23 protein-coding genes and 1 riboswitch are annotated in these 24,522 nt (G+C 66.9%); of the genes, 11 read left to right on the top strand and 12 right to left on the bottom strand.

Features of this window, described 5'->3' with window-relative positions; genetic code table 11:
- Positions 1-130: 130 nt before the first annotated feature.
- Positions 131-1,534 carry an MFS transporter gene (locus B5520_RS02095; RefSeq protein WP_079595401.1) on the bottom strand — a complete coding sequence of 468 codons (1,404 nt, stop codon included), beginning with the start codon at positions 1,532-1,534 and terminating at the stop codon, positions 131-133.
- Positions 1,535-1,726: 192 nt separating this feature from the next.
- Between B5520_RS02095 and B5520_RS02090 the strand changes: the two genes are divergently transcribed.
- From B5520_RS02090 to mnhG, 6 genes are read left to right on the top strand one after another with little or no spacing between them, the layout of a single operon-like run.
- The gene (locus B5520_RS02090) at positions 1,727-4,741 is read left to right on the top strand and encodes a Na+/H+ antiporter subunit A (protein ID WP_079595400.1); all 3,015 of its coding nucleotides are present in this window, start codon (positions 1,727-1,729) and stop codon (positions 4,739-4,741) included.
- Positions 4,738-5,328: a Na(+)/H(+) antiporter subunit C gene (locus B5520_RS02085; protein WP_079595399.1), complete on the top strand. Its 591-nt coding sequence runs from the start codon at positions 4,738-4,740 to the stop codon at positions 5,326-5,328. Before B5520_RS02090 ends, B5520_RS02085 begins: the two co-directional genes overlap by 4 nt.
- Positions 5,325-7,016, top strand: coding sequence for a Na+/H+ antiporter subunit D (locus B5520_RS02080; protein WP_079595398.1), 1,692 nt, complete (start codon positions 5,325-5,327; stop codon positions 7,014-7,016). The genes B5520_RS02085 and B5520_RS02080 overlap by 4 nt, the downstream gene beginning before the upstream one ends.
- A complete protein-coding gene (locus tag B5520_RS02075) occupies positions 7,013-7,558 on the top strand; it encodes a Na+/H+ antiporter subunit E (protein ID WP_079595397.1) in 546 nt (181 codons plus the stop codon). Before B5520_RS02080 ends, B5520_RS02075 begins: the two co-directional genes overlap by 4 nt.
- Complete coding sequence (locus tag B5520_RS02070) at positions 7,555-7,833, top strand: monovalent cation/H+ antiporter complex subunit F (RefSeq protein WP_079595396.1); 279 nt, start codon at positions 7,555-7,557, stop codon at positions 7,831-7,833. Before B5520_RS02075 ends, B5520_RS02070 begins: the two co-directional genes overlap by 4 nt.
- Positions 7,823-8,278 carry a monovalent cation/H(+) antiporter subunit G gene (gene mnhG / locus B5520_RS02065; RefSeq protein ID WP_079595395.1) on the top strand — a complete coding sequence of 152 codons (456 nt, stop codon included), beginning with the start codon at positions 7,823-7,825 and terminating at the stop codon, positions 8,276-8,278. Before B5520_RS02070 ends, mnhG begins: the two co-directional genes overlap by 11 nt.
- Before the next feature lie 47 nt (positions 8,279-8,325).
- On the opposite strand, the gene B5520_RS02060 is transcribed toward mnhG, so the two are convergent.
- The 8 genes from B5520_RS02060 to B5520_RS02025 all read right to left on the bottom strand — a co-directional run bounded on the left by B5520_RS02060 (position 8,326) and on the right by B5520_RS02025 (position 14,720).
- Positions 8,326-8,589: a DUF4235 domain-containing protein gene (locus tag B5520_RS02060; protein ID WP_079595394.1), complete on the bottom strand. Its 264-nt coding sequence runs from the start codon at positions 8,587-8,589 to the stop codon at positions 8,326-8,328.
- 77 nt (positions 8,590-8,666) lie between these two features.
- The gene (locus tag B5520_RS02055) at positions 8,667-10,865 is read right to left on the bottom strand and encodes a hypothetical protein (protein WP_079595393.1); all 2,199 of its coding nucleotides are present in this window, start codon (positions 10,863-10,865) and stop codon (positions 8,667-8,669) included.
- Between the two features lie 120 nt (positions 10,866-10,985).
- Positions 10,986-11,201 carry a CDGSH iron-sulfur domain-containing protein gene (locus B5520_RS02050; protein WP_079595392.1) on the bottom strand — a complete coding sequence of 72 codons (216 nt, stop codon included), beginning with the start codon at positions 11,199-11,201 and terminating at the stop codon, positions 10,986-10,988.
- On the bottom strand, positions 11,198-12,274 hold the full coding sequence (locus B5520_RS02045) for a glycosyltransferase (RefSeq protein WP_176156727.1): 1,077 nt from the start codon (positions 12,272-12,274) through the stop codon (positions 11,198-11,200). The genes B5520_RS02050 and B5520_RS02045 overlap by 4 nt, the downstream gene beginning before the upstream one ends.
- Positions 12,271-13,326 carry an iron-containing redox enzyme family protein gene (locus tag B5520_RS02040; RefSeq protein ID WP_079595390.1) on the bottom strand — a complete coding sequence of 352 codons (1,056 nt, stop codon included), beginning with the start codon at positions 13,324-13,326 and terminating at the stop codon, positions 12,271-12,273. Before B5520_RS02040 ends, B5520_RS02045 begins: the two co-directional genes overlap by 4 nt.
- 67 nt (positions 13,327-13,393) lie before the next feature.
- Positions 13,394-13,849 (bottom strand): DUF4383 domain-containing protein, encoded by a 456-nt coding sequence (locus B5520_RS02035; RefSeq protein ID WP_079595389.1) that lies wholly within the window; start codon positions 13,847-13,849, stop codon positions 13,394-13,396.
- A 116-nt stretch (positions 13,850-13,965) separates the two neighbouring features.
- Positions 13,966-14,172 carry a hypothetical protein gene (locus B5520_RS02030; protein ID WP_079595388.1) on the bottom strand — a complete coding sequence of 69 codons (207 nt, stop codon included), beginning with the start codon at positions 14,170-14,172 and terminating at the stop codon, positions 13,966-13,968.
- A complete protein-coding gene (locus tag B5520_RS02025) occupies positions 14,169-14,720 on the bottom strand; it encodes a heme-degrading domain-containing protein (protein WP_079595387.1) in 552 nt (183 codons plus the stop codon). Before B5520_RS02025 ends, B5520_RS02030 begins: the two co-directional genes overlap by 4 nt.
- A gap of 86 nt (positions 14,721-14,806) precedes the next feature.
- Positions 14,807-14,945: riboswitch (TPP riboswitch) on the top strand.
- 57 nt (positions 14,946-15,002) lie between these two features.
- Between B5520_RS02025 and B5520_RS02020 the strand changes: the two genes are divergently transcribed.
- Genes B5520_RS02020 through B5520_RS02010 form a run of 3 tightly spaced genes read left to right on the top strand, consistent with a single transcriptional unit; the run spans position 15,003 to position 17,976 of the window.
- Positions 15,003-15,626 carry an ECF transporter S component gene (locus B5520_RS02020; RefSeq protein ID WP_079595386.1) on the top strand — a complete coding sequence of 208 codons (624 nt, stop codon included), beginning with the start codon at positions 15,003-15,005 and terminating at the stop codon, positions 15,624-15,626.
- Positions 15,626-17,179, top strand: coding sequence for an ABC transporter ATP-binding protein (locus B5520_RS02015; RefSeq protein ID WP_079595385.1), 1,554 nt, complete (start codon positions 15,626-15,628; stop codon positions 17,177-17,179). The genes B5520_RS02020 and B5520_RS02015 overlap by 1 nt, the downstream gene beginning before the upstream one ends.
- Positions 17,176-17,976, top strand: coding sequence for an energy-coupling factor transporter transmembrane component T family protein (locus B5520_RS02010; protein ID WP_079595384.1), 801 nt, complete (start codon positions 17,176-17,178; stop codon positions 17,974-17,976). The genes B5520_RS02015 and B5520_RS02010 overlap by 4 nt, the downstream gene beginning before the upstream one ends.
- Here B5520_RS02010 and B5520_RS02005 read toward each other — a convergent pair.
- Positions 17,973-18,806, bottom strand: coding sequence for a hypothetical protein (locus tag B5520_RS02005; protein ID WP_079595383.1), 834 nt, complete (start codon positions 18,804-18,806; stop codon positions 17,973-17,975). The two genes, B5520_RS02010 and B5520_RS02005, sit on opposite strands and share 4 nt — an antisense overlap.
- A 177-nt stretch (positions 18,807-18,983) precedes the next feature.
- Between B5520_RS02005 and B5520_RS02000 the strand changes: the two genes are divergently transcribed.
- Both B5520_RS02000 and B5520_RS01995 read left to right on the top strand, forming a co-directional pair.
- Positions 18,984-20,507, top strand: coding sequence for a UDP-N-acetylglucosamine 1-carboxyvinyltransferase (locus B5520_RS02000; protein ID WP_079595382.1), 1,524 nt, complete (start codon positions 18,984-18,986; stop codon positions 20,505-20,507).
- 67 nt (positions 20,508-20,574) lie between these two features.
- Positions 20,575-21,804 carry a glutamate--cysteine ligase 2 gene (locus B5520_RS01995; RefSeq protein WP_079595381.1) on the top strand — a complete coding sequence of 410 codons (1,230 nt, stop codon included), beginning with the start codon at positions 20,575-20,577 and terminating at the stop codon, positions 21,802-21,804.
- On the opposite strand, the gene B5520_RS01990 is transcribed toward B5520_RS01995, so the two are convergent.
- Entirely contained in the window at positions 21,734-22,447 is a 714-nt protein-coding gene (locus tag B5520_RS01990; protein ID WP_176156725.1) for a hypothetical protein, read from the bottom strand. The two genes, B5520_RS01995 and B5520_RS01990, sit on opposite strands and share 71 nt — an antisense overlap.
- Before the next feature lie 69 nt (positions 22,448-22,516).
- On the bottom strand, positions 22,517-24,427 hold the full coding sequence (locus B5520_RS01985; RefSeq protein ID WP_079595380.1) for an HNH endonuclease signature motif containing protein: 1,911 nt from the start codon (positions 24,425-24,427) through the stop codon (positions 22,517-22,519).
- Positions 24,428-24,522: the final 95 nt, after the last annotated feature.

The raw sequence follows: 24,522 nt of genomic DNA, 5'->3' as shown, positions 1-24,522 counted from the left end.
CTCCTCATCATTGAAAGCATTCAAAATGTTATCACCCACAAGTATGTGATCGATAACAAAAGGAGTCAATGCTTCCCGTAAGGAATCAGGCCCATTTCCTGTTCTGCCGCCGACGGGTGGTTCCGTCCGGTCAGGCGGCCGGAACAACCGCGATGGACGCCTTCCCCGGAGACTTCACGGGCAGCAGGACAAGGAGCCCGGCGAGGAGGACCACCATGATGCCCAGGATTCCCCAGCGTTGCGCCTGGCCGGCTGCCACCATCGGCGTGGCCACCGCAATGCAGAGCGTGAACAGGGCCGGCGCCAGGAAGCTGACGGCCCGCCCGGTGGTGGCGTACAGGCCGAAGAGCTCGCCCGATTCGCCATGCGGGGCAAGCCGTGCCAGGTAAGCCCGCGAGGAGGACTGGGCCGGCCCCACGAACAGGCAGAGGAAGAGGCCGAACACCCAGAAGGTGGTGCTGCCGGCCCAGTCCATGCCGAAGAAGACGTAGTCGCCGTTGCCGAGGACCAGGATGACCGTGCCGGCAATCAGCAGGCCCGCCAGGGAGCCGACAATCACTGCCTTGGGTCCCACCCGGTCATCAAGAAATCCGCCGATCATCGCGCCCACGGCCGCCACCACGTTTCCGAAGATGGCGAAGAAGATGACCTGTGACAGCTCAAAGCCGAAAGTGCCGGCGGCGATGATTCCACCGAACGTGAAAACGGCCGCCAGGCCGTCGCGGAACACCGCACTGGCCAGCAGGAAGTAGATGGTGTGGGGGCTGGTGGCGTAGATCGCCTTGATCCGCCGGACCAGCAGTCCGTAGCTGGCCAGGAAGCCCAGCCGCGCCGCCTGGCCGGTCCTCGGCAGTTCGGGGACCGCAAACAGCACAGGCAGGGCGAAAATGAAGAACCACAGGGCCGAAAAGAGAGCAACCAGCCGGATATTCAGGCTGTCCTCGGTGGAGGCGCCGAACCATTCGAAGCTGGGCTGGACGAACAGCTGCAGGACCACCAGCAGCGCCACGATGCCGCCCAGGTATCCCGCGCCCCAGCCGAACCCGCTGACCTTGCCGATGTTCCGGGGCGTTGAGATCTGGGCGAGCATGGCGTTGTAGTTGACGCCGGCGAATTCGAAAAAGACGTTCCCGAGGGCGATTAGAGATACTCCGAGGAGCAGGAATTCAGGGCGCGGGAACACAAAAAAGCACAGGGCTGTCAGGATGGCGACGGCAGCCGTGTTGATTCCCAGCCACAGCTTCCGCCGGCCGCCGGCGTCGGAGCGCTGCCCGGTGACGGGGGCCAGCACTGCGATGGCGAAACCCGCCACGGCCAGGGCGCCGCCCAGGACCGCCGACGCCTGGTCCTCCCCGCCGAAGGCGTTGGACGTCAGGTAGACGGTGAACACGAACGTGGTCATTACGGCGTTGAAGGCGGCGGAGCCCCAGTCCCAGGAAGCCCAGGCCAGGATCCGGCCCTTGCTGGACGCGTGGTGCCCGGATTCAAGTTCCGAGGCCGGCTGCATGGCCCCGGGAGCGCTGGCGGTGTTCATACGAGCATCGTATCCGCCGGTGGCGAACATCCAGCGGACGCGGCCCCGGGCCTCCGGGGGAGGACGGTGTCAGCGGCTGCTAAGCCGACAGAACGGGTATAAGGACTTGATAAACTGTCCACTCCCGAACCTTACTTTTTGCCGCCTGCTCCAACTTTTGACAATCGAATCCCTGACGTTGCGGAGATACCAGTGATCACAGTCCTTGCCGTGCACTTTACGGTGGCTGTGCTGGCGCCCCTACTGTTCAGGACGTGGGGCCGCAACGCGTTTTACGCACTGGCAGCAGTGCCGGCCGCCTCCTTCGCCTGGCTCCTCTTCCAGCACGCCCCGGTCTACTCGGCCCAGGGGGCAGTTGCGGAGGTCATTCCCTGGATACCCGGCCTCCACCTGGAGCTTGCCTTCCGCATGGATGCGCTGGCGTGGGTGATGTCCCTCCTGGTGCTGGGCGTCGGCTCCCTCGTGCTGGTCTACTGTGCACGGTACTTCAAGACAGGGGACCAGGACCTGGGCGCCTTCGGGGCGCAGCTCCTGGCTTTCGCGGGTGCCATGTTCGGCCTGGTGGTGGCCGATGACCTCCTGCTCCTTTTCATCTTCTGGGAACTGACCACCATCCTGTCCTACCTGCTGATCGGCTACGCCCGGACCAGACTGGCAGCCCGGCGCTCGGCGCTGCAGGCGCTGATGGTCACCACCGCAGGCGGCCTGGTGATGCTCGTGGGCCTGATCATGCTGGGCTACGCCGCCGGAACCTACCGTATTTCGGCCATCCTTGAACAGGCGCCCGCACTGGTTGGCGGCGCGTCCGGCACCATGGTGAGTGCCGCCGTCGTGCTCATCCTGGTTGGCGCGATCACCAAATCAGCGCTGGTCCCGTTCCACTTCTGGCTGCCGGGCGCCATGGCCGCGCCCACCCCGGTCAGCGCCTACCTGCACGCCGCCGCGATGGTCAAGGCCGGCATCTACCTGGTGGCCAGGCTGGCGCCGGGCTTTTCCGAGACCGCGTACTGGCAGCCTGTGGTCCTGGGCCTGGGGCTGGCCACCATGCTGGTTGGCGGCTACCGGGCGCTGCGGCAGACGGACATCAAACTCATCCTGGCGTACGGCACGGTGAGCCAGCTGGGCTTCCTCACCATGGTGGTGGGGCTGGGCACGCCTGATGCGGCGCTCGCCGGCCTCGCGATGCTCCTGGCGCACGGGCTGTTCAAAGCAACGCTGTTCCTGGTGGTGGGCATCATCGACCACCAGTCGGGAACGCGTGACGTCCGCAAGCTCTCCGGAGTCTTCCGCTCCTCGCGTGCCCTGGGCATTGTGGCCGGCATCGGTGCCGCATCCATGGCGGGGTTTCCGCTGCTTGCCGGCTTCGTCGCCAAGGAATCCGTGCTGGAAGCGTTTGTACACCATGCCGCGGATCCCGGCGCAGGGCCGTGGGGAACGGTCGTCCTGGCCGGCCTGGTCCTGGGGTCAGTCCTCACCTTCGCCTACAGCGCCCGCTTCATGTGGGGTGCCTTTGCCGCCAAGCCCGGCGTGGAGCCCACTCCGTTCAAGGCCATCAAGCCTTCCTTCCTCGCCGCGCCCGCCATCCTCAGCATCCTCACCATTGCCTACGGCGTGTGGCCCGTCCCCGTGGATGCCTGGATCCAGCCGTACGCGGCGCTGTTTGCCTCCACCGCGTCCGACGCCGGGACGCCGGCTGAACAGGCAGGGCACCTTACGCTGTGGCACGGTTTCACGCCGGCGCTTGGCCTGACTGCCGTCACGTTCGCCCTGGGGCTTGCCATGTACTTTGGCCGGAACGCGGTGGCCCGGCTGCAGTCCCTGGTCCCGCCCTGGGTGGACGCCGACCGCGCCTACCAGCTGACCATCGGCGCGCTGGACGACGTCGCCGTCTGGGTTACCGGCCGTACCCAGCGCGGTTCGCTGTACTACTACCTTGCCGTCATCCTCAGCGTCGCCTTCGTGCTGCCCCTGGCGGTGATCCTGCTCGCCGGAAAGCCGCTGCCGGAGGGCATCTACCTGGTGGATCCGGGCTCCCCCCTCCAGCTTGTGGTGGGGGCCGGGATCGTGATCGGCGCCCTGGCAGCCGTGAAGGCAAACAAGCGCTTCCTGGCCGTCCTGATGGTCTCCGTCACCGGTTACGGCATCGCGCTGATGTTCGCCCTCCAGGGTGCCCCGGACCTCGCCCTGACCCAGATGCTGGTGGAAACCATCATCCTGGTGGCGTTCGTCCTGGCGATGCGGAGCCTGCCTGCCGAGCTCCGCGACCGCACCGGCGGGAAATACCGGGTGGTGCGCGTGATCATTGGCCTGGGGTTCGGCGTCACCATGGTGTTCGCCGCGATCTTCGCCATGGGTGCACGGATCGCCACCCCCGTGTCGCTGGAGTTCCCGCTCCTGGCCTACGAGGGCGGCGGCGGATTGAACATCGTCAACGTGACGCTGGTGGACATCCGTGCCTGGGACACCTTCGGGGAAATTACGGTCCTTGCCCTGGCCGCCACCGGAGTGGCCAGCCTCATTTTTGTCCGCGGCCGCGGCGACCGGATTCGGACGTCCGCCAGCATCGCCGAGGGCACGGTGGGCCGGCACCACGGGGTGGACCCGGGTTCCCGCGACGGCGCCGCTTTGGCGATCAGCCGCAAGTTCGCAGCCTCTGCCCGTGACGCCTGGCTGGTTGCCGGTCGGACCCTGGCGCCGGAACGCCGCTCCATCATCTTCGAAGTGGTCACCCGGCTGGTTTTCCACTCCCTGGTGATCTTCTCCCTGTACCTCCTGCTGGCCGGCCACAACCTTCCGGGCGGCGGCTTCGCCGGCGGCCTGACGGCCGGCCTGGCCCTGACCATCCGCTACCTGGCCGGCGGCCGGTTCGAACTCCGCGAGGCCACACCGGTCAGCGCCGGCGCCCTGCTGGGCATCGGCCTGGCCGTGGCCGCAGCCTCCGGCGCGGTGCCCCTGTTCCTGGGCGGCCAGGTCTTCCAGACCGCCATCATCGAGTTCTGGCTGCCGGTGTTCGGGGACATCAAGTTCGTCACGTCCACCATCTTCGACATCGGCGTCTACATCGTGGTGGTGGGCCTGGTGCTGGACGTGCTGCGGAGCCTCGGCGCCGAGATTGATGAACACTTCGAAGAACGGTCCGCGGCACCCGCCGAAGACCAGGAGCCGGACGGCATTCCTGCAGAAACCACCGCAAAGGGCAAAGCATGAGCGTCAACCTGACCCTGCTGATCGTCATGGGGGCCCTGTACGCCTGCGGAATCTACCTGATCCTGGAACGCAGCCTGACCCGTGTCCTGTTGGGCCTGATGCTCCTGGCCAACGCCACCAACCTGCTGATCCTGGCAACGGGCGGCTATGCGGGCCTGGCTCCCTTGTACTCCAAGGACATCGCGGCCGGGGACTATAACGATCCCCTGCCGCAGGCCCTGATCCTGACGTCAATCGTCATCTCCTTCGCGGTGACGGCCTTCATGCTCGGCATCATCTACCGCACTTGGGTGCTGGCCCGCCGCGACGAAATCCAGGATGACGTGGAAGACCTCCGCGTTGCCGAAACCCCCAGCTTCGATGCCGAGGACGATGCCGAGATTCCCGCCGAGACCTCCGAGTTCCCGCTCACCATGCTGGGCGGCAACGGACGCGACATCTCGGACCACAGGCCGTCCGGAGACGGGGGATCTGCCACGGCCACCCTCGTGGCGGGCGGCCGCGAAATGCTTGCCGAACATGCCGCCGCGGAAGAAAAGCCCGGCTCCCAAAACATCGCTCCTGGCCCGGAAGGAGGCGGAAAGTGAACATCGCAAGCTTTGCCCCGCTCGCCGTCGTACTTCCCATCCTGGGCGCTGCCCTCACTTTCCTGCTGATCCGGCATTCCCGCGCGCAGCGGGCGGTCAGCATCGGCCTGCTGTCCCTGACGCTGCTGCTCGAATGCCTCCTGCTGGCCCATGTGTGGACCGCCGGCACGGCGGCAGTGACCATCGGCGGGTGGTTGCCGCCGTGGGGCATCGTGATGGTGGTGGACCAGTTTTCCTCGCTGATGCTGGTGGTTTCGTCGGCGGTGAGCCTGGCCGTGCTGGTGTACGCCACAGGGCAGGGCATGGCCGACGGCGACCATGACGCACCGGTTTCGATCTTCCACCCCACCTACCTGATCCTGGTGGCCGGGGTGTCCAACGCGTTCCTCTCCGGCGACCTCTTCAACCTTTACGTGGGCTTCGAAATCCTGCTGACCGCAAGCTACGTGCTGATGACGCTGGGCGGAACCGGGCCGCGCATCCGCGCCGGCGTCACCTATGTGGTGGTCTCCGTGGTGTCCTCGGTGCTGTTCCTGATCTCCATCGCCATGGTGTACGGCGCAACCGGAACAGTGAACATGGCCGACCTTGCCATCAAGCTGGGCGAACTGGACCAGGGCACCAAAACCCTCCTGCACGTCATGCTGCTGGTCGCGTTTGGCATCAAGGCGGCCGTCTTCCCGCTGTCCTTCTGGCTTCCCGACTCCTATCCCACCGCGCCGGCCCCGGTCACCGCGGTGTTCGCCGGCCTGCTGACCAAGGTGGGCGTCTATGCCATGGTCCGCACGGAAACCCTGCTTTTCCCCGGCGACTCGCTGAACACACCATTGATGGTGGCGGCGCTGCTGACCATGGTGGTGGGAATCCTCGGTGCGCTGGCGCAAAGCGATATCAAGCGTCTTCTCTCTTTCACCCTGGTCAGCCATATCGGCTACATGGTGTTCGGGCTCGCGATGTCCTCGGTGGCGGGGCTGGGCGCTGCCGTGTTCTACGTGGCCCACCACATCACCATCCAGACCAGCTTGTTCCTGGTCACCGGGCTTATTGAACGCCGCGGCGGCAGCTCGTCGGTGGACCGGCTGGGCGGCCTGGCCAAACTCTCGCCCCTCCTGGCGATTCTGTTCTTCATCCCCGGCATGAACCTTGCCGGCATTCCTCCCTTCTCCGGATTCCTGGGCAAGGTGGGTCTCATGCAGGCCGGTGTCGAGCTCGGGACGCCCTTGGCCTACGCCCTGGTCATCGGCGGAGTGCTCACCAGCCTGCTGACCCTGCTGGCAATCGCCAGGGTCTGGAACCGGGCGTTCTGGCGCCGGCCATCCGACGCCGAGCACCCGGACCCGGTGCTGCTGGCGGTTCCCGAAGAAGCGGACCGGGCAGAGGACGCGGTCCAGCGCGCCGGCAGCCGGACCGGCATCATGCTTGCTGCACGCACCGGCGTTCAGCGGCTCGCCGGCGCCTCGCCGCGCGCCGGTGCCTCCCGTCCCGCCACACTCCTGCCCAGGACCATGGTGGGATCCACCCTGGGCCTTGTGGCGCTGGGCGTGGCCCTCACCGTTTTCGCGGGGCCCCTGTTCGGACTGTCCGACCGGGCCGCCGCTGACATGCTGGACCGGTCCCCCTACATCCAGGCCGTGATGGGTGAGGACACCGTTGTTCCGGCGGTCAGCACCAGGGGAGGAGGGCAATGAGCCGCCAACGAATTTCGCTGCGCCAGGAACTGCCGCTCCTGGTGTGGCTGGTGATCGTCTGGGGCGCCCTCTGGCAGGACTTCAGCCCCGGCAACCTGCTGTTCGGGGCGCTGCTGGCAATAGCAGTGGCCAGGCTGTTCTACCTCCCGCCCGTGGAGCTCAGCGGCCGCTTCAACATCCTGTACGCCATCCCGTTCGCCCTGGTGTTCCTGGCCAAGGTGGTGATCGCCAGTGCCCAGATCCTGTACCTGGCCATCGCCAGGGGACCCGCGGTGACCAATGCTGTGGTGGCAGTAACCCTGCGGAGCCACCAGGACCTGATGGTCACCGCCACCGGGCACGTCATTTCCCTGATTCCCGGGTCCCTGGTGGTGGAGGTGGACCGTTCCACGTCCACCCTGTACCTGCACGCCATCAACATCAGCTCCCCGCAGGACGTGGAAAACCTGCGCAATGAGGTGCGCTCCATCGAGGCCGCCCTGATCCGCATCATGGGCACTGCCGAAGAGCTGGAAGCCGTCCGATCGGAGGCAGCCGCATGATGCAGGCCGTCCTGGCCATCACGGCCGTGATCTTCTCGCTCGCCGCCGGCGGCGCAATCATCCGCATCGCCCGGGGCCCGTCACTGCTGGACCGGGTGCTCGCGGCGGACGTGCTGCTCGCGATCCTGGGCGGGGCGCTGTGCATCGACATGGCCGTGAACCGGCACCTTAACAACCTGATGCTGGTGGTGGCCATTTCGGTCATCGGCTTCATCGGGTCCGTAACGGTGGCCAGGTTCGTGGCAGACCGGAGGGAACAGCCCCATGAGCCCTAATGTTGCCAACCCTGATGTGTCCGGCGTGGACGGCTGGATCGACCTGGTTTCCGCCGTCTTTATGGTGGTGGGTGCCCTCATGTCCCTGGGCGCTGCGATCGGCCTGCTGCGCTTCCCGGACCTGCTGAGCCGCATGCACGCCGCCACCAAGCCGCAGGTACTGGGCCTGTTCCTGCTGCTGGCATCGATCGGGCTGCAGATGCGCACCTGGTGGGTATGGCCGGTACTGCTGGTGGCGTGGATTTTCCAGCTCCTCACCGTGCCCGTCTCCGCGCACATGGTGGGCAGGGCCGGTTACCGCACCAAGCACCTCCACCGGGAGCTGCTGACCTCGGACGAGCTGGAAGCCGTCGTCTTGAAGGCAGCTGGCCAGAAGGCAGCCGTGCAAAAAGCCGCCGCCAAAGCCGCCCAGGAGGACGGTTCCGGCGACGGCTCAACGCGCTAGGTGTATTCAGCCAGGGGCTGGATCAGCCGCCAAACTAAGTCCTTGGCTTAGACAATGTCCTGGCTCTTGGCAAAGCGGGTGATGGCACGCTGGGTGCCGCGGTTTGCCAGCACCTGGATGATGGTGCTCACGGACGCTGAGATCAGCGCGAACGTCAGGGCCGAGTGGAGGCTCGTGGGGACGTCCTCGTCCTTGCCGGTGGGCGGCTTCCGGCCGGTGGTCTTTTCCCAGATGGCATTGACCAGTTTGGTACCGACCAGGCCGGCGCCGAGGCTCACACCGGTGCCGAGCAGCTTGATGAAGAGGTTCATTCCTAGTACTCCTTGCGGGCGGAAAACGGGCTGTACCCAGCCTAACCGTCCCTGTGCCGCTATCGGGGCAGGCTGAACTACGGTGCCGGGACCAGTCCTTCCCAGGCAACTGTCCAGTCGGCGGGGAACCCCGGGGCGTGCCGGTCCGGTCCGCCATCCCAGCCTGCCGCCATCAGCGCTACGGCCGCGAGCAGCCCGCCGTTGCCGGGCAGGTACAGCGGCAGCGAGTCGGTCTGCCGGTTGTGCCCGTTGGGCAGCACCAGGTTTTTGGGCGCGTCCAGCAGGAGCGCGGCCACGGCCGTCTCCGGGTCCTCCAGTCTGGCCGCGGTCATGGCCATCACCGGGTAGTCCCACCCCCACGTGCTGTCCCAGTCCCAGCCGGCCATCACTTCGGCCAGGGTGGCCCGCATGATGGCGGGGTCGATAATGTCCGTCTGCGGCAGCACGCCCAGGGCGCAGAGCATGGAGGGATGGTCGGTGCGGATGGTGAAGGGTTCGACGCCGATCGCCGCGTAGACGCCGTCCACCACCTTGGGCCGGACCATGCCGTCCGCCACGGCAAGCCATGTATCCCGGGGCGGCAACCCCAGCCGTTCCCGCCAGGTGCAGGCTACGCGCAGCGCCCACTGCCAGTAGGCGAGCTCGAAGGTTGGGTTGCTGACCGTGCCCCTGATCGATTCGTAGCTTTCCTGGGCCGGAACCAGGGGCGGGCCCAATTCGAATCCGCGGGCCGTGGGGTGCGCGAAGCTGACCATGAAATCCGCGCTCTCGAACACGATCCCCGCAAACTCTTCCAGCAGTTCGCGCGAGGGTTCGGCCCGGTACGCGAGTTCTGCGAGGTGGATGGGATGCGGCTGCTGCCAGACCAGGAAGGTGCCGATGGGGCTGGGGCTCTCGCGCCCGTCCGGTCCTGACTGCTTGGGCCAGCGGACGCCGTCGAACCCCTGTGCCTTGGCAGTCTGCCGTGCCGGTTCCAGGATGGAGGCGTACCAGCGCAGCGCCGGGAGCAGGAGCGGAGTGCGGTTCCAGGCGGCGAAGTGGGCAGCGTGCCACCAGTGCATCTCGAGGTGGAACCGCCCGCGCCAGGAGTTGCAGACCAGCCCGGTCTCCTGGGGCGGCAGGGACCCGGAGCAGTTGATGGCGGTGAGGTACTGCGAGAGGACCACCCGGCGTTCGAGTTCCTTTGCGCGTGGGTCTTCCGTCGCGGAAAGTTCGACGGCGGCGCCTGACGTCCAGAAGTCCGGCCAGGCGGTGCGGGACGCCTCGATCACCGCAGTACCCGGCGCGGGCGCCTTCTCCTTGCCGGTGGCACTGGCACTGGCCCTGGCACTGGCACTGGCACTGGCGAAGCCGATGCCTCCCGTGCCGCGCAGCAGGCAGTCGCCCTGGCCGGTGCTGATGAAGTGCACGCTGAAGTCCAGGGCCTCCGCCCCGTTGGCTGCCCTAAGGATCACCCCGTGCGGGCTGGTTTGCACCAGTTCCAGGCCGGCGCCGGTGACGGCCACCTGGTATCCGGAATTGTCCAGGCGACGGGAGATCAGCCACTCCCGTCCCTTTCCGGTGGCGGGCAGCTCTTCCACCCGGGTGCTGTGGGCCTCGGGACGGGTCCAGTCCGCGGCGTAATGCCAGGCCTCGGAGCCGTAAGGGAACGACAGGGAGATGGCCAGGCCCTGCTGCAGCGCAGTGGATTCAATGCGGAAGCCGAGTTCGTCGCGGTGCGGATGGCACGCGGTGGTGACCCCGACGGGCTGGCCGTGCAGGGTGAAGCGGCTGGCGGCCGCGCCGGTCCACAGGTCCAGCACCTGCCGCGGGTGGGCAACGTCTTCCGGGGCCAGCCCCGGGCTGTCCCGTCCCGGCAGGGCGAAGGCGATCCGGCCCAGGTCCAGCCGGTGCGGGTTGGCCCGCAACCAGGTTTCAGCGCGGGAGGACTCCGTTTCGCGGCCGTCCACGAGCCCGCCCGCCATGTCCACGTACGGGACCGGGCCGCGGGGAGAGTCGTAGAGGACGGTGGAACCGGCCAAGGTGTAATCCTGCTCCGGAGGGATGGAATGCCAGCCCCACTGGGCCTGCGTTCCGAGCAGGGTGCCGGCTGGCAGCTCGCCGCGGGCGCCCACCGGGTACTTTGCCGGAAGAGACTGCAGGCCGGTGAGGTCCATCGTGAAGCAGAATTCCCCGTTCCCCACCGACACCGGGCTCCGGGGGTCCAGGCTGTCCTGTTCCACGGCGTGGCGGCGGACCAGGGCCTTGCGGTCGATGGCTGTCGGCCGACTGTACACAGCGCTGGCCCTCCTCGGTAAGAAAACGCTTTCCAAGGTCCCATCCTTGTTGGCATGATCTTGGCTGTCAACCGCCCCGGACCTGTCGGCCGTACGGGCAGGCGCCGGCGCAGGAGGTGCTCAGGAGGCGGGCGGCTCCGTGCGGAACTTGATCATCTTGTGGGTCCCGTCGCAGTACGGCTTGATGGCCGAGGCCCCGCACCGGCACAGAGCCACCGTTTTCCGGTCGCGCGGCACGGGGGCGCCCGACGGCGTGACGATCTCAAAGTCACCCCTGATGATCAACGGTCCGTCGGGGCAGACCACGATGGAGCTCTCGGCCGGTTCCTGGTTCATATCCGCTCCTTTGTAGCTGCTGTTGATGTGCTTGTTTGTTGCTGCCGGAATGCATGCAGCTTGCCCTGGTGGCGGCGCCTGAGCTCCGCTTCGGTATGGGCGGCCGTCCGTAGCCTCGCGCCGGCATACGGCACGCCGCCGGCCAGTCGAAAAGCCACTGCGCACCAGATGCAGACGGCCCGTTCCATGGCCCAGAGCGGCGCGAACCACACGGCGCGCAATGGAAAGACGTCCGTTCCGTTGAGCCGCCGCCGCCCGATCCCGGCTACGGCCGTCGCGGCGGCCGCCAGTAACAGGAAAACCGTGAGGCGCGCCCTTCTGGGGAGAAGGGTGCCCCCGAGGATGGCCGGGAGCAGGGCAAGTTCCGCGGCCAGGCGCCGGGGCTGCGCGAAGTCGTCGTACGCCTGCCGGACGCGCTGCTTCAGGAAATGCCTGGTGCGGGGCGGCCGGCGCGCCACGAACAGGTCCGGAATGATTTTCTCCCGTCCGCCGGCGGCTATGACGGTCCGGATCAGCTCAAGGTTTTCGAACAGGACAGGTTCGTAGCCGTCCGTGGCCAGCAGGGCGCTTCGGCGCAGGGCCAGCGTGCCGGGAAAGTCGGCGGACCAGGCCCGGTTGATCAGCGTCCGGGACGTGTCCCAGCACGCGTGCCAGGGCAGGGGGTCGAAATAGTTTTGCGGGCGCACGACGTCCGCCGTCCCCAGGTGACCCACGACGGCGGCGAGGGACGCGCGCGTGTAGCGGACGTCGTCGTCGGCGATCACCAGAATCTCTGCCGTGGCGGCGCGGACGCCTGTCATCACCCCTGCCACCTTGCCGTTGCCGTGCAGCCCGCCGTCATGTCCCCGTCCCGCAGGGTGATCGGGGCGGATGTGGCGGACCTCCGGCGGGAACTGCTCCCGGTGGCGGGCGAACAGGTCCGGGGCTGAACCGTCCACCACAATGACCGGTATCCAGGTGGCCAGGCGATGCAGGTAGGCCACCAGGTCAGGGAGCCCGGAGTCGTCGGCCCAGCGCAGGGGAAGGATGTACTCGGCCGCTTCGAGGCCTTGTTCCATGGCCTGGGACGTCATGCTGCCGCCGGCACTGCCGCCCTGAGCGAAGACCGGCCATGTTCCCAGGACTCCAGGAGGTGGGCGGACAGCCTGGTGTCGATCGCCATCACCGCGGTGGCACCGAAAATGACGTCATCCAGCAACCCCGGTTCGGCTTCCACGAGGCCGCCTGCCAGGTCCCGGCCGGCGATCTGCTCGTGTACGGCATCTGCCTCGACGTGCTCGTCGAAATAGTGGGTGACGTCCGCATCGAAGCCGTGCCGGCGGAAGCCGTTGCCGTACAGGCGGTTGGGCTGGGAGGACGTCATTTCATAGATGGCCAGGTGCCCGGTGATGGCGCCGCGGAGCCGACGGTTCAGTCCGCAGAGGGACATCAGGTTCACGGCGGCCAGGGAGATGGCCGGGACGGCGTTCACGTACGCACCGTAGTGGTCGTCCATCCCCAGGCCGCGCATGGTCCGGGCGAACAGGGCGCTGTGCATCCGGTCCGGCCGGCCGCCGCCATACTCGTCTGCCTGGATTTCCACCAGGGCGGCTTTCGCCCGGCCGCTCAGCCGCGGAATAGCCCAGGTGTGCGGGTCCGCCTCCTTGAGCTGGTAGATGGATTTGTGGATCAGGAACTCCTTGAGCTGCCCGAGGCTTGCCTTCTTTGCCACGAACCGGGAGACGCTGGGGCCGGTGTCCCGGGCCGCCAGGCCGAACAGGACATCGGCAACTGCGTCGCTGGTCAGGTCGGAGCCGGCCGGAAGGTCCAGATCCCCGCCGGCCTCCCGGGCGGCGAGGCGCAGGGCTTCCTCGAAGGGCTTCTCCAGCATTTGCCGCACCTGGATCAGCCCGGGTTCCCACTCCCACTCGTCCTGCACGCCTTCCAGGCCGGAGTAATGCAGCTCGTAGAGGCAGAAGAGGGCCAGCTGGACATCATCGTCGCCGATGATGTTCGTGACCCCGGCCAGCTTCCCGCCGACCAGCCGGCGCAGCCCGGAAAGGGACTCGCCGGCGCTGCCCGGCTCTCCTGCCAAAACCCCCAACAGGGCGCTGCTGATGGGGCCTCTCGGTTCCGGAAGTTTCATGGTGCTCCTTGGGTTCGGGCGGTGTGCCGGTGCGGTGCCGTCTGCATTGACGGCCCGTCAAGAAAGGTCAGTTGCCACGGCCGGCGGCGGGAGTGCGCGGGGACAGCATGATGGCCAGGGCGATCATGGCCAGGCCCAGGACGAGGTGCAGCCAGTTGTCCGCACCGTTCTCCGGGATGAAGTTTGCCGGCGTGTTGTCTCCTATGAGGAGGCCATACAGCCAGAGCACCAGGTAGATGACCCCGCCGTACGTGAAGAAGTTCCTGGCCTGGCGGTGGGTCCGCGCCATGAGCAGGCCGGCGGCGCCGAAGAGGCAGTGGACAAGGTTATGGAGAATGGATACCTGGAACACGCCCAGCAGCAGCGCCCCTGAACCGGGCCCTGCGAAACCGAGGGAATCATAGTTGCGGGTAACTCCGGGGACGAATCCCAGGATGCCAACGAGCAGGAATACGGCGCCGGCGGCAACGGCAGACCACTGCAGGGCGGTTCGGACGCCCGGTGGGCGGGTGCTGACTGCCATGTCCTGTACTCCTCTCACGCCTGAAACAATATAGTAAGCATGATTACTAATAAAAGCTAAGCAGGCTTTGTTTCTGCGTTGAGGGATGCGGAAACATTCCCCGCTCCGGCCTTTTCTTACGCCGGACCGGTCCAGGTGTAGGGGTTGGGGTGCTGCCCGGCACTGCGGCCCTGCTCGTACCCCTGTTGCCATGCCTTGCCGACGGCGGACACCAGTTCGGCCAGCAGCGGATAGTAGGGATGGTCCGGGCCGATGAAGATCATCTCGTCCTCGGCTTTGTCCAGTGCCGCCCGGACGGCATTGTCAGCGGGCCTGCCGGTCATGCCGGGCCGTCTGCCCCTGCCGGGCGCAGCACCTCACGCATAGCCTCCACCACCAGGTCATGGTCCTGCATCTGCGGGAGCCCGGAAACGGTGACGGTGGCCACCGCGCCCACACCGGAGACATAGACCGGGAAGGACCCGCCGTGCGCGGCGTACAGGGTTTGGTCGAACCAGCCCTGGTCCTCGATCCGGCCGCCCCGGAGCCGGCCGCGAAGCCCCACCAGCAGCGAGGGAACCTCATACCGGGCGGCGGTGCGCTGCTTCGCCCGGATCCAGTGTTCGTTGTCCGGGGTGGCGCCGGGCAGGGCCACATGGAACAGGACCTGATCGCCCTTGGTGATGTCGATCGCGATGGGCAGGCCACGCTCCTTCCCCAGTTCCACAAGGAGAAGTCCAAGGTTCAGCGAGTCGTCCAGGGAGAAGCCGGGGAACTGGAGCTCATGGATCTCCCCCTCGATGCGGCCGATGAGGGCCTGCAGCGATCCTTCCGGCTGCGCGGCGTCAGAGTCCGGATCGAAGTCGGTCACATGCGGCTGATTAGCAGTCATGGCCCACAATCTACCCCTGTCCCGGTGTAAACTGGACTCCGCCCAGCAGGGCAGTTCTACCCAAGCATCATTCCATTCAGAGCATTACTTAACGACAGGGGAGCGCCGCCGTCGGGCACTGGCCAAGGCCGGGAACCGCAGGTGGGCGCTGAGAGTGCGGACAGCCGCAGACCCTCGAACCTGATCCGGTTAGTACCGGCGCAAGGGAGTCGAGTTCTCGAAGTCCGGCAACGGCAGTAGCCGCTTGCCGTGCTTTCCCCTCCTGTTTCCCAGGAGGATCACATGAGCACTGCAGCAATCAAGAAGACCACCAGCAAGTCCTGGCGCGTCGTGGACATCGTGGTGGCGGCCCTGATCGCCATCGCCGGCGGCGTCATTTTCTGGGCCTGGTCCCAGGGTGCGGCCGCGGTTTCCGCGCCGATGAACGCCGTTTACCCGCCCCTGACCGGCCTGATCGCCGGCGGCTGGATGATCCCGGCGGTGCTGGGCATGCTGATCATCCGCAAGCCCGGCGCGGCACTGTTCTGCGAAACCGTCGCAGCCACCGGTGAGCTCCTGATGGGCTCGCAGTACGGCGCCTCGGTGCTGTTCTCGGGCTTCGTCCAGGGCCTTGGCGCGGAGATCATTTTCGCGATCTTCGTGTACAAAAAGTTCAACCTGCCCGTTGCGCTGCTCGCAGGCGCGGCAGCAGGGTTCTTCTGTGGCCTGAACGATTCCTTCGCGCCCTGGGGCTGGAACATCGCCTACTCGGGCGGTGACAAGCTGGCCTACATCATCTTCACCGCGATTTCCGGAGCGGTCATCGCCGGTGCACTGTCCTGGATTGCCACCCGGGGACTGGCGAAGACCGGCGTGCTGAGCTCCTTCGCCTCGCGCAAGGCAGCCACGGAGCCCGTCCTCTCCTGATGCAGGCACCTTCGCACCAGGCCGGGCCAGGAGCTGTGCGGCCGGCGGCCGTCACGGCCCGCGGCTGGGGGTGGCGGCACGCCGGCCGCCCCAGGCCCGCGGTCCACGGCCTCGACCTCGACATCGCGCCGGGGGAGCGGGTGCTCCTGCTCGGCCCTTCCGGTGCCGGCAAATCCACCCTCCTGCACGCCCTTGCCGGGGTTCTGGGCGACGCGAACGACGACGGCGAGGCGGGCGATTCGGACGAGTCGGGTTCGCTGCTCGTCGAGGGCGCGTCCCCCCGCGGGCAGCGCGGCCATGCCGGGCTGATGCAGCAGGACCCCGAAACACAGGTGGTCCTCTCCCGCGTGGGTGACGACGTCGCCTTCGGCGCCGAAAACCTCGCCGTGCCGCGTGACGCCATCTGGACCCGCGTGCACGAGGCGCTTGACGACGTCGGCCTGTCCCACCTGCCGCTGGACCATCCGACCTCGGCCCTGTCCGGCGGCCAAAAGCAGCGCCTCGCGCTGGCGGGCATCCTTGCGATGCGGCCCGGGCTGATCCTTTTGGATGAGCCCACCGCCAACCTGGACCCGGCGGGGGTGCTGGAGGTCCGCGACGCCGTGGCACGGTGCCTGGACAAGACCGGCGCAACACTGGTGGTGGTGGAGCACCGGGTGTCGGTCTGGAAGGACCTGGTGGACCGGATTGTGGTCCTGCAGCCCGGCTCGGCCTCCGACCCCGCGGTACTGCTGGACGGCCCGCCGGACCAGGTGCTGAGTGAGGCACGGACCATGCTGATGGCCGCCGGGGTATGGGTGCCCGGTTATGTGCCCGCCACCCGTGCCCGTGCTGCCGTGCCGGCCGCCGGGACGGGAAATCTCCTGCTCGCCGCCGAAAAGCTGGCAGTGTCCCGGGAACGTCCGCACCGCAGCGGGTTCCGCAGGATCCCGCCAGTCCCGGTACAGGAAGACATCACCGCGCAGGTGCGGTCCGGCCAGGCGCTGGCTGTGGTGGGCCCCAACGGTGCGGGAAAATCCACGTTCGCCCTGACCCTCGCGGGACTCCTGGAGCCGGTTGCAGGCACGGTTTCCGCCACCACCGACCTGAGCCGGGGAGCGGGAATCGACCCCTACAAGTGGAAAGCCGAGCAGCTGATCGAACGGGTGGGCACTGTGTTCCAGGAACCCGAGCACCAGTTCGTTACCGGCAATGTGCTCGATGAACTGCTGTTCGGGCCCCGGCACCTGGGGCACGGCGAGGAACGCGTTGACGAACTGCTGGAACGGCTGCGGCTCACCGCGCTGGTGGACGCCAACCCGTACACACTTTCCGGCGGGGAGAAACGGCGGCTCTCCGTGGCTACGGTCCTTGCAGCGAGCCCGCAGGTCCTGGTGCTGGACGAACCGACGTTCGGCCAGGACGCCAACACGTGGGCGGAACTGGCGTCCTTCCTCTCCGAACTCCTGGACGCGGGCACCGCAGTGGTGTCGGTGACCCACGATGCCGAGTTCACCGCCGCGCTGGGCGGGGCGGAGCTGCGGATGGCTGCAGCGGAACGGGTGGCACCATGAGGCAGCAGCTGAACCTGCGTGGCAACCACGCCCTGCTCACCCGCGCCAACCCGCTCAGCAAAGTGGCCGCCGTCGTCCTCATCACGGTGGTGCTGGCACTGTCCATCGACTGGGTCTCGGCCTCGGTGGCGCTGTTTTTTGAGTTCCTGCTGTTTCCGCTTGCCGGCCTGACCCTGACGCTGCTGTGGCAGCGTGGCTGGCCGCTCATTCTCGCCGCTGCCGTGGGCGGCTGGAGCACCTCCATCCTTGCCGCGGACAGCGGACGGACCCTGATCGACGTCGGCATCTGGACCATGAGTGAGGGTTCACTGGAGACGGGAATCGGGTTCATGCTGCGGGGCCTGGCCATTGCCCTGCCGGCGGTGCTGCTCATGAGCTGCACGGATCCAACCGACCTCGCGGATGCACTGGCGCAGAAGGCCCGGTTGCCCCACCGTTTTGTGCTGGGCACGCTGGCCGCGATGCGGCTGGTGGGCCTGATGGCTGAGGAATGGCAGACCATCGGCATGGCGCGCCGGGCCCGGGGCGTGGGCTCGCGGGGCACAATTGTGCAGCGCGTGAAAGCGACGCTGGGGCAGAGCTTCGGCCTCCTGGTGCAGGCGATCCGCCGGGCGTCACGGCTGGCTGTCACCATGGAAGCGCGGGGCTTCGGCGGCGGAACCCGGACGTGGGCCCGCGAGTCCACCTACAGCCTTTTGGACGCCTGGGTGCTGGCGGGAGGCCTGCTCGTGGCGGGCCTGGCCGTTGCCGCGGCTCTCTCTGCGGGCACGTGGAACATGGTGTGGCTGGGAAGCTAGGGTTCCTGCTTGCAGGCATGGTTGTAGTCGAAGCCCCGCGCCACGAACTGCGTCAGGACCACCGTGCCGCCGCCCGTTAGCGGAGCCTTTGAGCAAGCGCCGGCCGCCCGGTAGGCGTTGCGGGAGCCCGCCAGCCAGCTCGGCAGCGGGTAGAGGTTGCTGGAGCTGCTGACGCTGCCCACGATCCGGCCCCACTGCAATCCGGTGGAGTAGAGGCCCACGCCTTCCACCCCAATGCTGTGGAAGAAGTCCGTCATGCCTTCCAGGACAGCCCGGTTGGCGTCCTTGTCGCTGGACCAGGTGTTTTCAGTCTCAACGTCCAGCCACCAGACGTAGTCCGCCGGGTTGCTGATGCCGCGGATGTAGGCGTCGTCGTAGGCTTTGGCATAGCCGTACATGTAGGCGCAGGCCGTGCCGTAGTCCCCTTCTTCGCAGGGTCCGTAGGGGTTGTGGACGTGCCGCCCGATGGGGTACTCGTCGCTGACGGGCCACCAGGATCCTGCGCTGCCGGGGTTGGCAGTGTTGACGTACAGCGACACGGCCGGTTGGGTCGGGAGGCCCGGTGACGTCTCCGCCCACTCGAGCTGCTCCTCCAGGCACGGGTTGGTGCTGTTGGCCAGGCCGTTGTTGACGCCCACGATGCCGAAGGCCTGGCCCTTGGGCAGTTCCTTCTTGCACTGCGGCCACGAGATGTCGTTGCCTAGGAGTGATCGGCTTCCCTCACCCGGCGGCGGCGCGGCGGACGCGGGACCGGCAAGAACCAGAATCAGGGCTGCTGCCAGTATCCACGCAAGCCGGATGGCGGGCAGAAGGGCTGGCGTCCGGGGCATGTAGGCTCCGTTAGGTGCTCGAAAAGATAGTTCCCCTCCAGTTTCCTCCGGACTGCGGGGTGGGACAAGGAGCGGGCCGGGCCCATTTCTATCGCATGTAGCGGGTAAGCGGTCTCCGAATCAGGCTGGAACCCCAATATTTGGCCAGCTGTAACTCATGAATGATATATTTGCTCCATGACTCAGGAAACCGCTGAACACGTTGCCGCCATGCTGCGGGACGCCCGCAACGAGAAGGGCTGGACCCAGGGCCAGTTGGCCGCCGAACTCGGAACCAGCCAGAGTGCGGTGGCACGGATGGAGCAGGGGAAGCAGAACCTGAGCCTGAAAATGATCCAGCGCCTGGAAGTCATCTTCGCCCGGAGCATAGTCAACGTCGGCAAACCGCAGATGACGCACCTTCGGGTGGAGGGCGGACGGACCCTGTCGGGCGCGGTGGACGTGAACAGCAGCAAGAACGCCGGCGTCGCCCTGCTCTGCGCAAGCCTGATCAACAGGGGAACAACAGTGCTCCGCCGCCTGGCGCGGATCGAGGAAGTCAACAGGATTGTCGAGGTGCTGAGCAGCATCGGCGTGGAGTGCACCTGGCTTAACGACACGGACCTCCGGCTCCGCCGCCCGGCCGTTTTGAACCTGGAAGCCATGGACGTTGACGCCGCCCGCCGGACGCGCAGCGTGATCATGCTGCTGGGTCCGCTGCTGGATGAGTCGGAGGAGTACCGGCTTCCCTACGCCGGAGGCTGCGACCTCGGCACGCGTACGGTTGAGCCGCATATGCAGGCACTGCGCCAGTTCGGACTTTCGGTGGAAGCCACCGCCGGCTTCTACACGGTGCAGGCGCCGTCCGCAGACAGGCAGGACCGTTCCTTCGTCCTGACCGAGCGCGGGGATACCGTCACCGAGAACGCCATCATGGCGGCCGCCCACCGCGAGGGCACCACCGTCATCCGCAACGCCAGCCCCAACTACATGGTCCAGGATCTCTGCTTCTACCTGGAGATGCTGGGGGTGACCATCGAGGGCGTGGGCACCACCACCTTGAAGATCACCGGGCGCCCGCAGATCGACGCGGAGATTGAATACTTCCCGTCCGAGGACCCCATCGAGGCTATGAGCCTCATCACCGCCGGCATCGTCACCAACTCCGAGGTCACGGTCCGCCGCGTCCCCATCGAGTTCATGGAGATCGAATTGGCAACGCTTGGCCAGATGGGCCAGCAGCTGGAGATTTCCGGCGAATACATGGCACGCAACGGCCGCACGCGGCTGGTGGACGTCACCACCAAACCGTCGGAGCTTCGGGCACCCGAGGACAAGATCCATCCCATGCCGTTCCCCGGCCTCAACATCGATAACCTGCCCTTCTTCGCCGTCATTGCAGCGAACGCCAGCGGCCAGACCATGATCCACGACTGGGTCTACGAAAACCGGGCCATCTACCTCACCGAGCTCAACCGGCTGGGGGCGCAGGTGCAGCTGCTGGATCCACACCGGATCTACGTCAACGGACCCACGCGGTGGCGTGCAGCGGAAGTGGGCTGCCCGCCGGCGCTGCGGCCTGCCGCCTGCCTGCTGCTGGCGATGCTGGCCGCGCGCGGCGTCTCCGAACTGCGGAACATCTACGTGATCGAGCGTGGCTACGAGGACCTGGCAGAGCGGCTGAACACTATCGGTGCCAAAATCGAGTACTTCCAGGACTGACCTTTCACGGTTCGTCATGAAGGGCCCGGTCCCGCTAAACATCCCGTGACTGCCGCAGAATGTGAGTATGCGTACTTTCGGCGTGGAGGAAGAACTCCTGATTGTTGATCCGGAGACCGGGGAACCGCTTGCCCTGGCCGACGCGCTGCTGTCCGGGCGGCGCATGGCAGCCGATGATTCCCCGCGGGATCCGCACGCCCTCGAGACCGAGGACACGACCGTCTACGACGACGACGAGATGGGCCTGAGTGCCGAGCTTAAGCTTGAGCAGATCGAGACCCAAACCAGGCCGTGCCTGGACTACGGCACCTTGCTTGACCAGATCCGGGCGGGACGGGCACTGGCTGACCAGGCCGCCCGGAAGAACAAGGCGCGGGTGGCAGCCTTGGCAACCTCGCCCTTGGCTTCGACCACCCACACCACCCCGGATCCGCGCTATGCCAGGATGCTGGAGCGCTTTGGACTCACTGCCCAGGAGCAGCTGACCTGCGGCTTCCACGTCCACACCTACGTGGAGTCGCCTGAGGAGGGTGTTGCGGTGCTGGACCGCATCCGCGACAAACTCGCCGTGCTGACGGCGCTGAGTGCCAACTCGCCGTTCTGGAACGGCCTTCAAACGGGCTTTGAAAGCTACCGCACGCAGGCGTGGAACCGGTGGCCCACGGCCGGTCCTGCAGGTATCTACGGAACCTATCCGGCCTACCGCAGGGTGGTCACGCGGCTGCTGGACAGCGGCGTGATGCTGGATGAAGGGATGCTGTACTTCGACGCCCGGCTCTCACGGAATCACCCGACCGTGGAAGTCCGGGTGGCCGACGTCTGCCTTCGTGCCGAGGATGCTGCCCTCATCGCCCTGCTTGTGCGTGCACTTGTCGAGTCGGCCAGCAGGGAGTGGCATGCCGGCGTCGAGCCGGCCCCCGTACCTACGGTGCTTCTTCGGATGGCGTCGTGGCAGGCGAGCAGCGCCGGGCTCAGCGGTGACCTCCTGGACTTCGGGAACTTCCGGCCAAAGCGTGCGGCCGATGTGGTGCGCTCCCTGGTGGACTACCTCGCTCCGGTTCTGGACGAACAAGGAGAGCTCGGCCTGGTGCGGCAAAGCGTGGAAGACATCATCGCCCGGGGGACCGGGGCAGCCGAACAGCGCCGCGTGCGGGACAAGGTCCTGGCAGGACCACCGCCTGAAGACCTGGGTTTCGGCGCAGTGGTCAGGCACGCCGTGAACATCACTATGAGCGGAGCCGCGGATTTACCGGAGGCTGATGCGGTTCCGGAGCTGTTGCGGGTGCGGCAATCCTAGGGGAAGCAGTTTCCGGTCCCGCTGCATAGCGCATCAGCCTGATTCCTGCGGCGAGTTCCACGGCGTAGAAAACAAAAGGCGGGAGGTCTTTGTAGCGCAGGAGAATGGCGGCGAAAAGCGGGGCACTCGCGGCTGCGCCTGTGGCCGTGGGCCCTTTGAGCGGTGAAAGCAGGAGGGCTCCGCCCAGCGCGCCAATGCCGAAGGTCTGCAGGCCCGCATAGCTGAGGAATGGCCAGGCCGGGCCGCGCCGGTAAGCGAAACGTTCAGTGTCAGCGGCCCGTCCGGCGAGGGTCACGACGAACATGGGACTGCCCGCCAGGAATGCAGCGGCCGACGCAGTGGCCAGCTTTTGCGCTGGTCCGGGTCCGGCTCCGGAGTCCTTCACCGGGCCGGACTGGTGCTGTTGGGCCCGCCCGAGCTGTTGGGCAAACCTGGCGAAGCCCACGGGGGCCGCGGCGGTGCCGGCAGCGGCCAGGAACTGGCCCAGAATCCAGAGGCCGCGGTGGCGTTCCAGGGTAGACAGCCTGACGGCAGGGTCATGGATGGCGTGGACATTGCCAACCATGGCGATTCCCAGCCCCCAGCACACGCTCGCAGCGGTGATAACGGCTCCTGCCCGGCGGTACGGTTTCAGCTGGCTCACAACCCGACTCCTTTGACTCCCGCCCTGGCCGTGGAAAGAAGCACTGGTATCGGCCAGATGCGGCCGAAGCTACTCCTTGCTCGATATTGGGTCAACGGTCCTGTGGCCTGCCGGCACAGGCACAGGCGCCCAGGAGGGTAGGAGTTCCCAGTCTCTGCAGGGGTCCTCAGGCAGGACAACGGGCATGGTGTAGAACTCCTCCCACAGTGGATCGTCGGGTGGCAGTTCGTCGATGTCCAGGAGGTTGTCGCCAGGTGGTTCCTCCAGTGGAGGTGCCGGGTACATCAAAACCCGGAGCGGGTCCTCCGGCAGGACAAGGGGCATGGTGTAGAACTCCTCCCACAGTGGATCGTCGGGTGGCAGTTCGTCGATGTCCAGGAAGTTGTCGCCGGATGGTTCCTCTGGTGGAGGTGCCGGATACATCAGATCCCCGAGCGGGGGAAGATCTTTGACCGGCAAGTCCTGCGGAACCCGCGGCTGAGGCATGCCACCCTGCAGGTCGTCGCCCCCTTCTGGCCAGAACTCTTCGGGCCAGAACCCTTCGGGCCAGAACCCTTCGGGCCAGAACCCTTCGGGCGAGAACCCTTCGGGCGAGAACCCTTCGGGCCAGAACCCTTCCGGCCATTGTGGTGGTTCCCAGTCCTGGTGTTCGCTCTTATAGCGACGGCCTGAGGGTGAGATCCAGCCGGGTGGTTCGTGTTTGGTGGCCGGGGTGGGTGTCCAGCCGCTGGTGTGCCTGAGGCGGTGGTGTTTGCGGCAGGGCTGACCCAGGTTGGATATTCCGGTGGTCCCACCGTGATGCCACGCCAACAAATGGTCTGCTTCGTTGTCCAACGAGTTGTTGCTGCAACCAGGGAACGGGCATTTCCCGTCCCTCATCCGCAGCCACCGCCGGATCGCTTTGGTGACCCGGTAGCTGGTGCGCCCGATTTCCAGCGGCGCCCCGTCCCGCGGGTCCACCAGCACCCGGTAAAACGAGCCGGCACCGTCCGCGACCAGCTTCCGCGCCATCGACGCCGGGATCGGTCCGTGGCCGTCGAGCATCGCCGGTTCATCCGTCAGCCCCATGAGCGAGAACACGGGCACCGTAACCAGAACCTCCGCGTGCGGAGCGCGGACCTCCGCCACCGTACCGCCGGAATCCTGCACGGTCTGCCCGTTGCGCCCGTTCTGTCCGTTGCTGAGGACGGCGGCGGCGAAGATGTCGGCGCAGAGCTGGGGCAGGGTGCGGAACTCGTCCGGGCCCTGCAGTCCCCGGGCAAGGGCGGTGGTGCGGTTCCACATCGCCGAGGCGGTGTCCGCCGGCAGGTAGGCGTGGAACCAGGCCATCCCGTCCTGGTCAGGACGGTGTTCGACCCGCCGCTCCGCGACACTCCTAGCGTGGCGCTTTTCAAGGGATTCGAGGTGGTGGCGTTCGCGCCAGGTGCGGGCCTTGTGCCGGAACCGGTGCGGCACCAACTCCCCCGGCGCCGGCGCGGTAGCCGGAATAGGTGCGTCCGGGCCCAGGAAATGCGCTTCCAACGCGGCGGCCCCGGCCGGATCCAGGGTGGCGGTTTCCTCCACCATGGCCTTCGCGTGCGCCCACGACAGGCTACCGTCCTGCAACCCCGCCAAGGTCAACGGCAAAACATTGGCCAGCACCTGCGACTCGTTCAGCAGCACACCGGCAGCCCGCGCACCAATGGTTAGCACACCGGCGACTTCGGCGACCATCGACGCTTCCTGCGCCATCGCCCCGGATGGCACCATGGCCCGTGACGCCACAGCCTTGGCAGCTTCTGCATACCCTGCGGCCAGATGCACCTTCAACGCAGCTGTCCCGGCCTCAAGCCGGGCGACCCCAGCGAGCCCGTCCAGGCTCCGATCAGCCTGCTCCCGCAACGGATCAAAACCCTCACCGGTCCCACGCAGCACAGCCCCCAGCTCAGCAAGGGACGCCTCAAGGACCTCCAACGCTTCCAATGCCGCCCTGCCCGCCATAGGAAAACTATGACAGGGGGGTCTGACAAAGCATGGGGCAGCCCATCCAGCCCGGTGGTCAGGGTAACCGGTGTCTGGCCGTTAGCTGGCAGGGC

It is taken from the genome of Arthrobacter sp. P2b (genome assembly GCF_900168295.1).
Taxonomy (GTDB): domain Bacteria; phylum Actinomycetota; class Actinomycetes; order Actinomycetales; family Micrococcaceae; genus Arthrobacter.
The sequence above is the reverse complement of the archived record's forward strand: the minus strand, read 5'-3'. Positions and strand labels throughout refer to the sequence as shown.

Excerpts from the sequence above, each read along its gene's own strand:
- B5520_RS02095 (WP_079595401.1), bottom strand. The coding sequence starts at position 1,534 with ATGAACACCGCCAGCGCTCCCGGGGCCATGCAGCCGGCCTCGGAACTT.
- B5520_RS02085 (WP_079595399.1), top strand. The coding sequence starts at position 4,738 with ATGAGCGTCAACCTGACCCTGCTGATCGTCATGGGGGCCCTGTACGCC.
- B5520_RS02075 (WP_079595397.1), top strand. The coding sequence starts at position 7,013 with ATGAGCCGCCAACGAATTTCGCTGCGCCAGGAACTGCCGCTCCTGGTG.
- B5520_RS02070 (WP_079595396.1), top strand. The coding sequence starts at position 7,555 with ATGATGCAGGCCGTCCTGGCCATCACGGCCGTGATCTTCTCGCTCGCC.
- mnhG (WP_079595395.1), top strand. The coding sequence starts at position 7,823 with ATGAGCCCTAATGTTGCCAACCCTGATGTGTCCGGCGTGGACGGCTGG.
- B5520_RS02060 (WP_079595394.1), bottom strand. The coding sequence starts at position 8,589 with ATGAACCTCTTCATCAAGCTGCTCGGCACCGGTGTGAGCCTCGGCGCC.
- B5520_RS02050 (WP_079595392.1), bottom strand. The coding sequence starts at position 11,201 with ATGAACCAGGAACCGGCCGAGAGCTCCATCGTGGTCTGCCCCGACGGA.
- B5520_RS02045 (WP_176156727.1), bottom strand. The coding sequence starts at position 12,274 with ATGACGTCCCAGGCCATGGAACAAGGCCTCGAAGCGGCCGAGTACATC.
- B5520_RS02040 (WP_079595390.1), bottom strand. The coding sequence starts at position 13,326 with ATGAAACTTCCGGAACCGAGAGGCCCCATCAGCAGCGCCCTGTTGGGG.
- B5520_RS02035 (WP_079595389.1), bottom strand. The coding sequence starts at position 13,849 with ATGGCAGTCAGCACCCGCCCACCGGGCGTCCGAACCGCCCTGCAGTGG.
- B5520_RS02030 (WP_079595388.1), bottom strand. The coding sequence starts at position 14,172 with ATGACCGGCAGGCCCGCTGACAATGCCGTCCGGGCGGCACTGGACAAA.
- B5520_RS02025 (WP_079595387.1), bottom strand. The coding sequence starts at position 14,720 with ATGACTGCTAATCAGCCGCATGTGACCGACTTCGATCCGGACTCTGAC.
- B5520_RS02020 (WP_079595386.1), top strand. The coding sequence starts at position 15,003 with ATGAGCACTGCAGCAATCAAGAAGACCACCAGCAAGTCCTGGCGCGTC.
- B5520_RS02015 (WP_079595385.1), top strand. The coding sequence starts at position 15,626 with ATGCAGGCACCTTCGCACCAGGCCGGGCCAGGAGCTGTGCGGCCGGCG.
- B5520_RS02010 (WP_079595384.1), top strand. The coding sequence starts at position 17,176 with ATGAGGCAGCAGCTGAACCTGCGTGGCAACCACGCCCTGCTCACCCGC.
- B5520_RS02005 (WP_079595383.1), bottom strand. The coding sequence starts at position 18,806 with ATGCCCCGGACGCCAGCCCTTCTGCCCGCCATCCGGCTTGCGTGGATA.
- B5520_RS02000 (WP_079595382.1), top strand. The coding sequence starts at position 18,984 with ATGACTCAGGAAACCGCTGAACACGTTGCCGCCATGCTGCGGGACGCC.
- B5520_RS01995 (WP_079595381.1), top strand. The coding sequence starts at position 20,575 with ATGCGTACTTTCGGCGTGGAGGAAGAACTCCTGATTGTTGATCCGGAG.
- B5520_RS01985 (WP_079595380.1), bottom strand. The coding sequence starts at position 24,427 with ATGGCGGGCAGGGCGGCATTGGAAGCGTTGGAGGTCCTTGAGGCGTCC.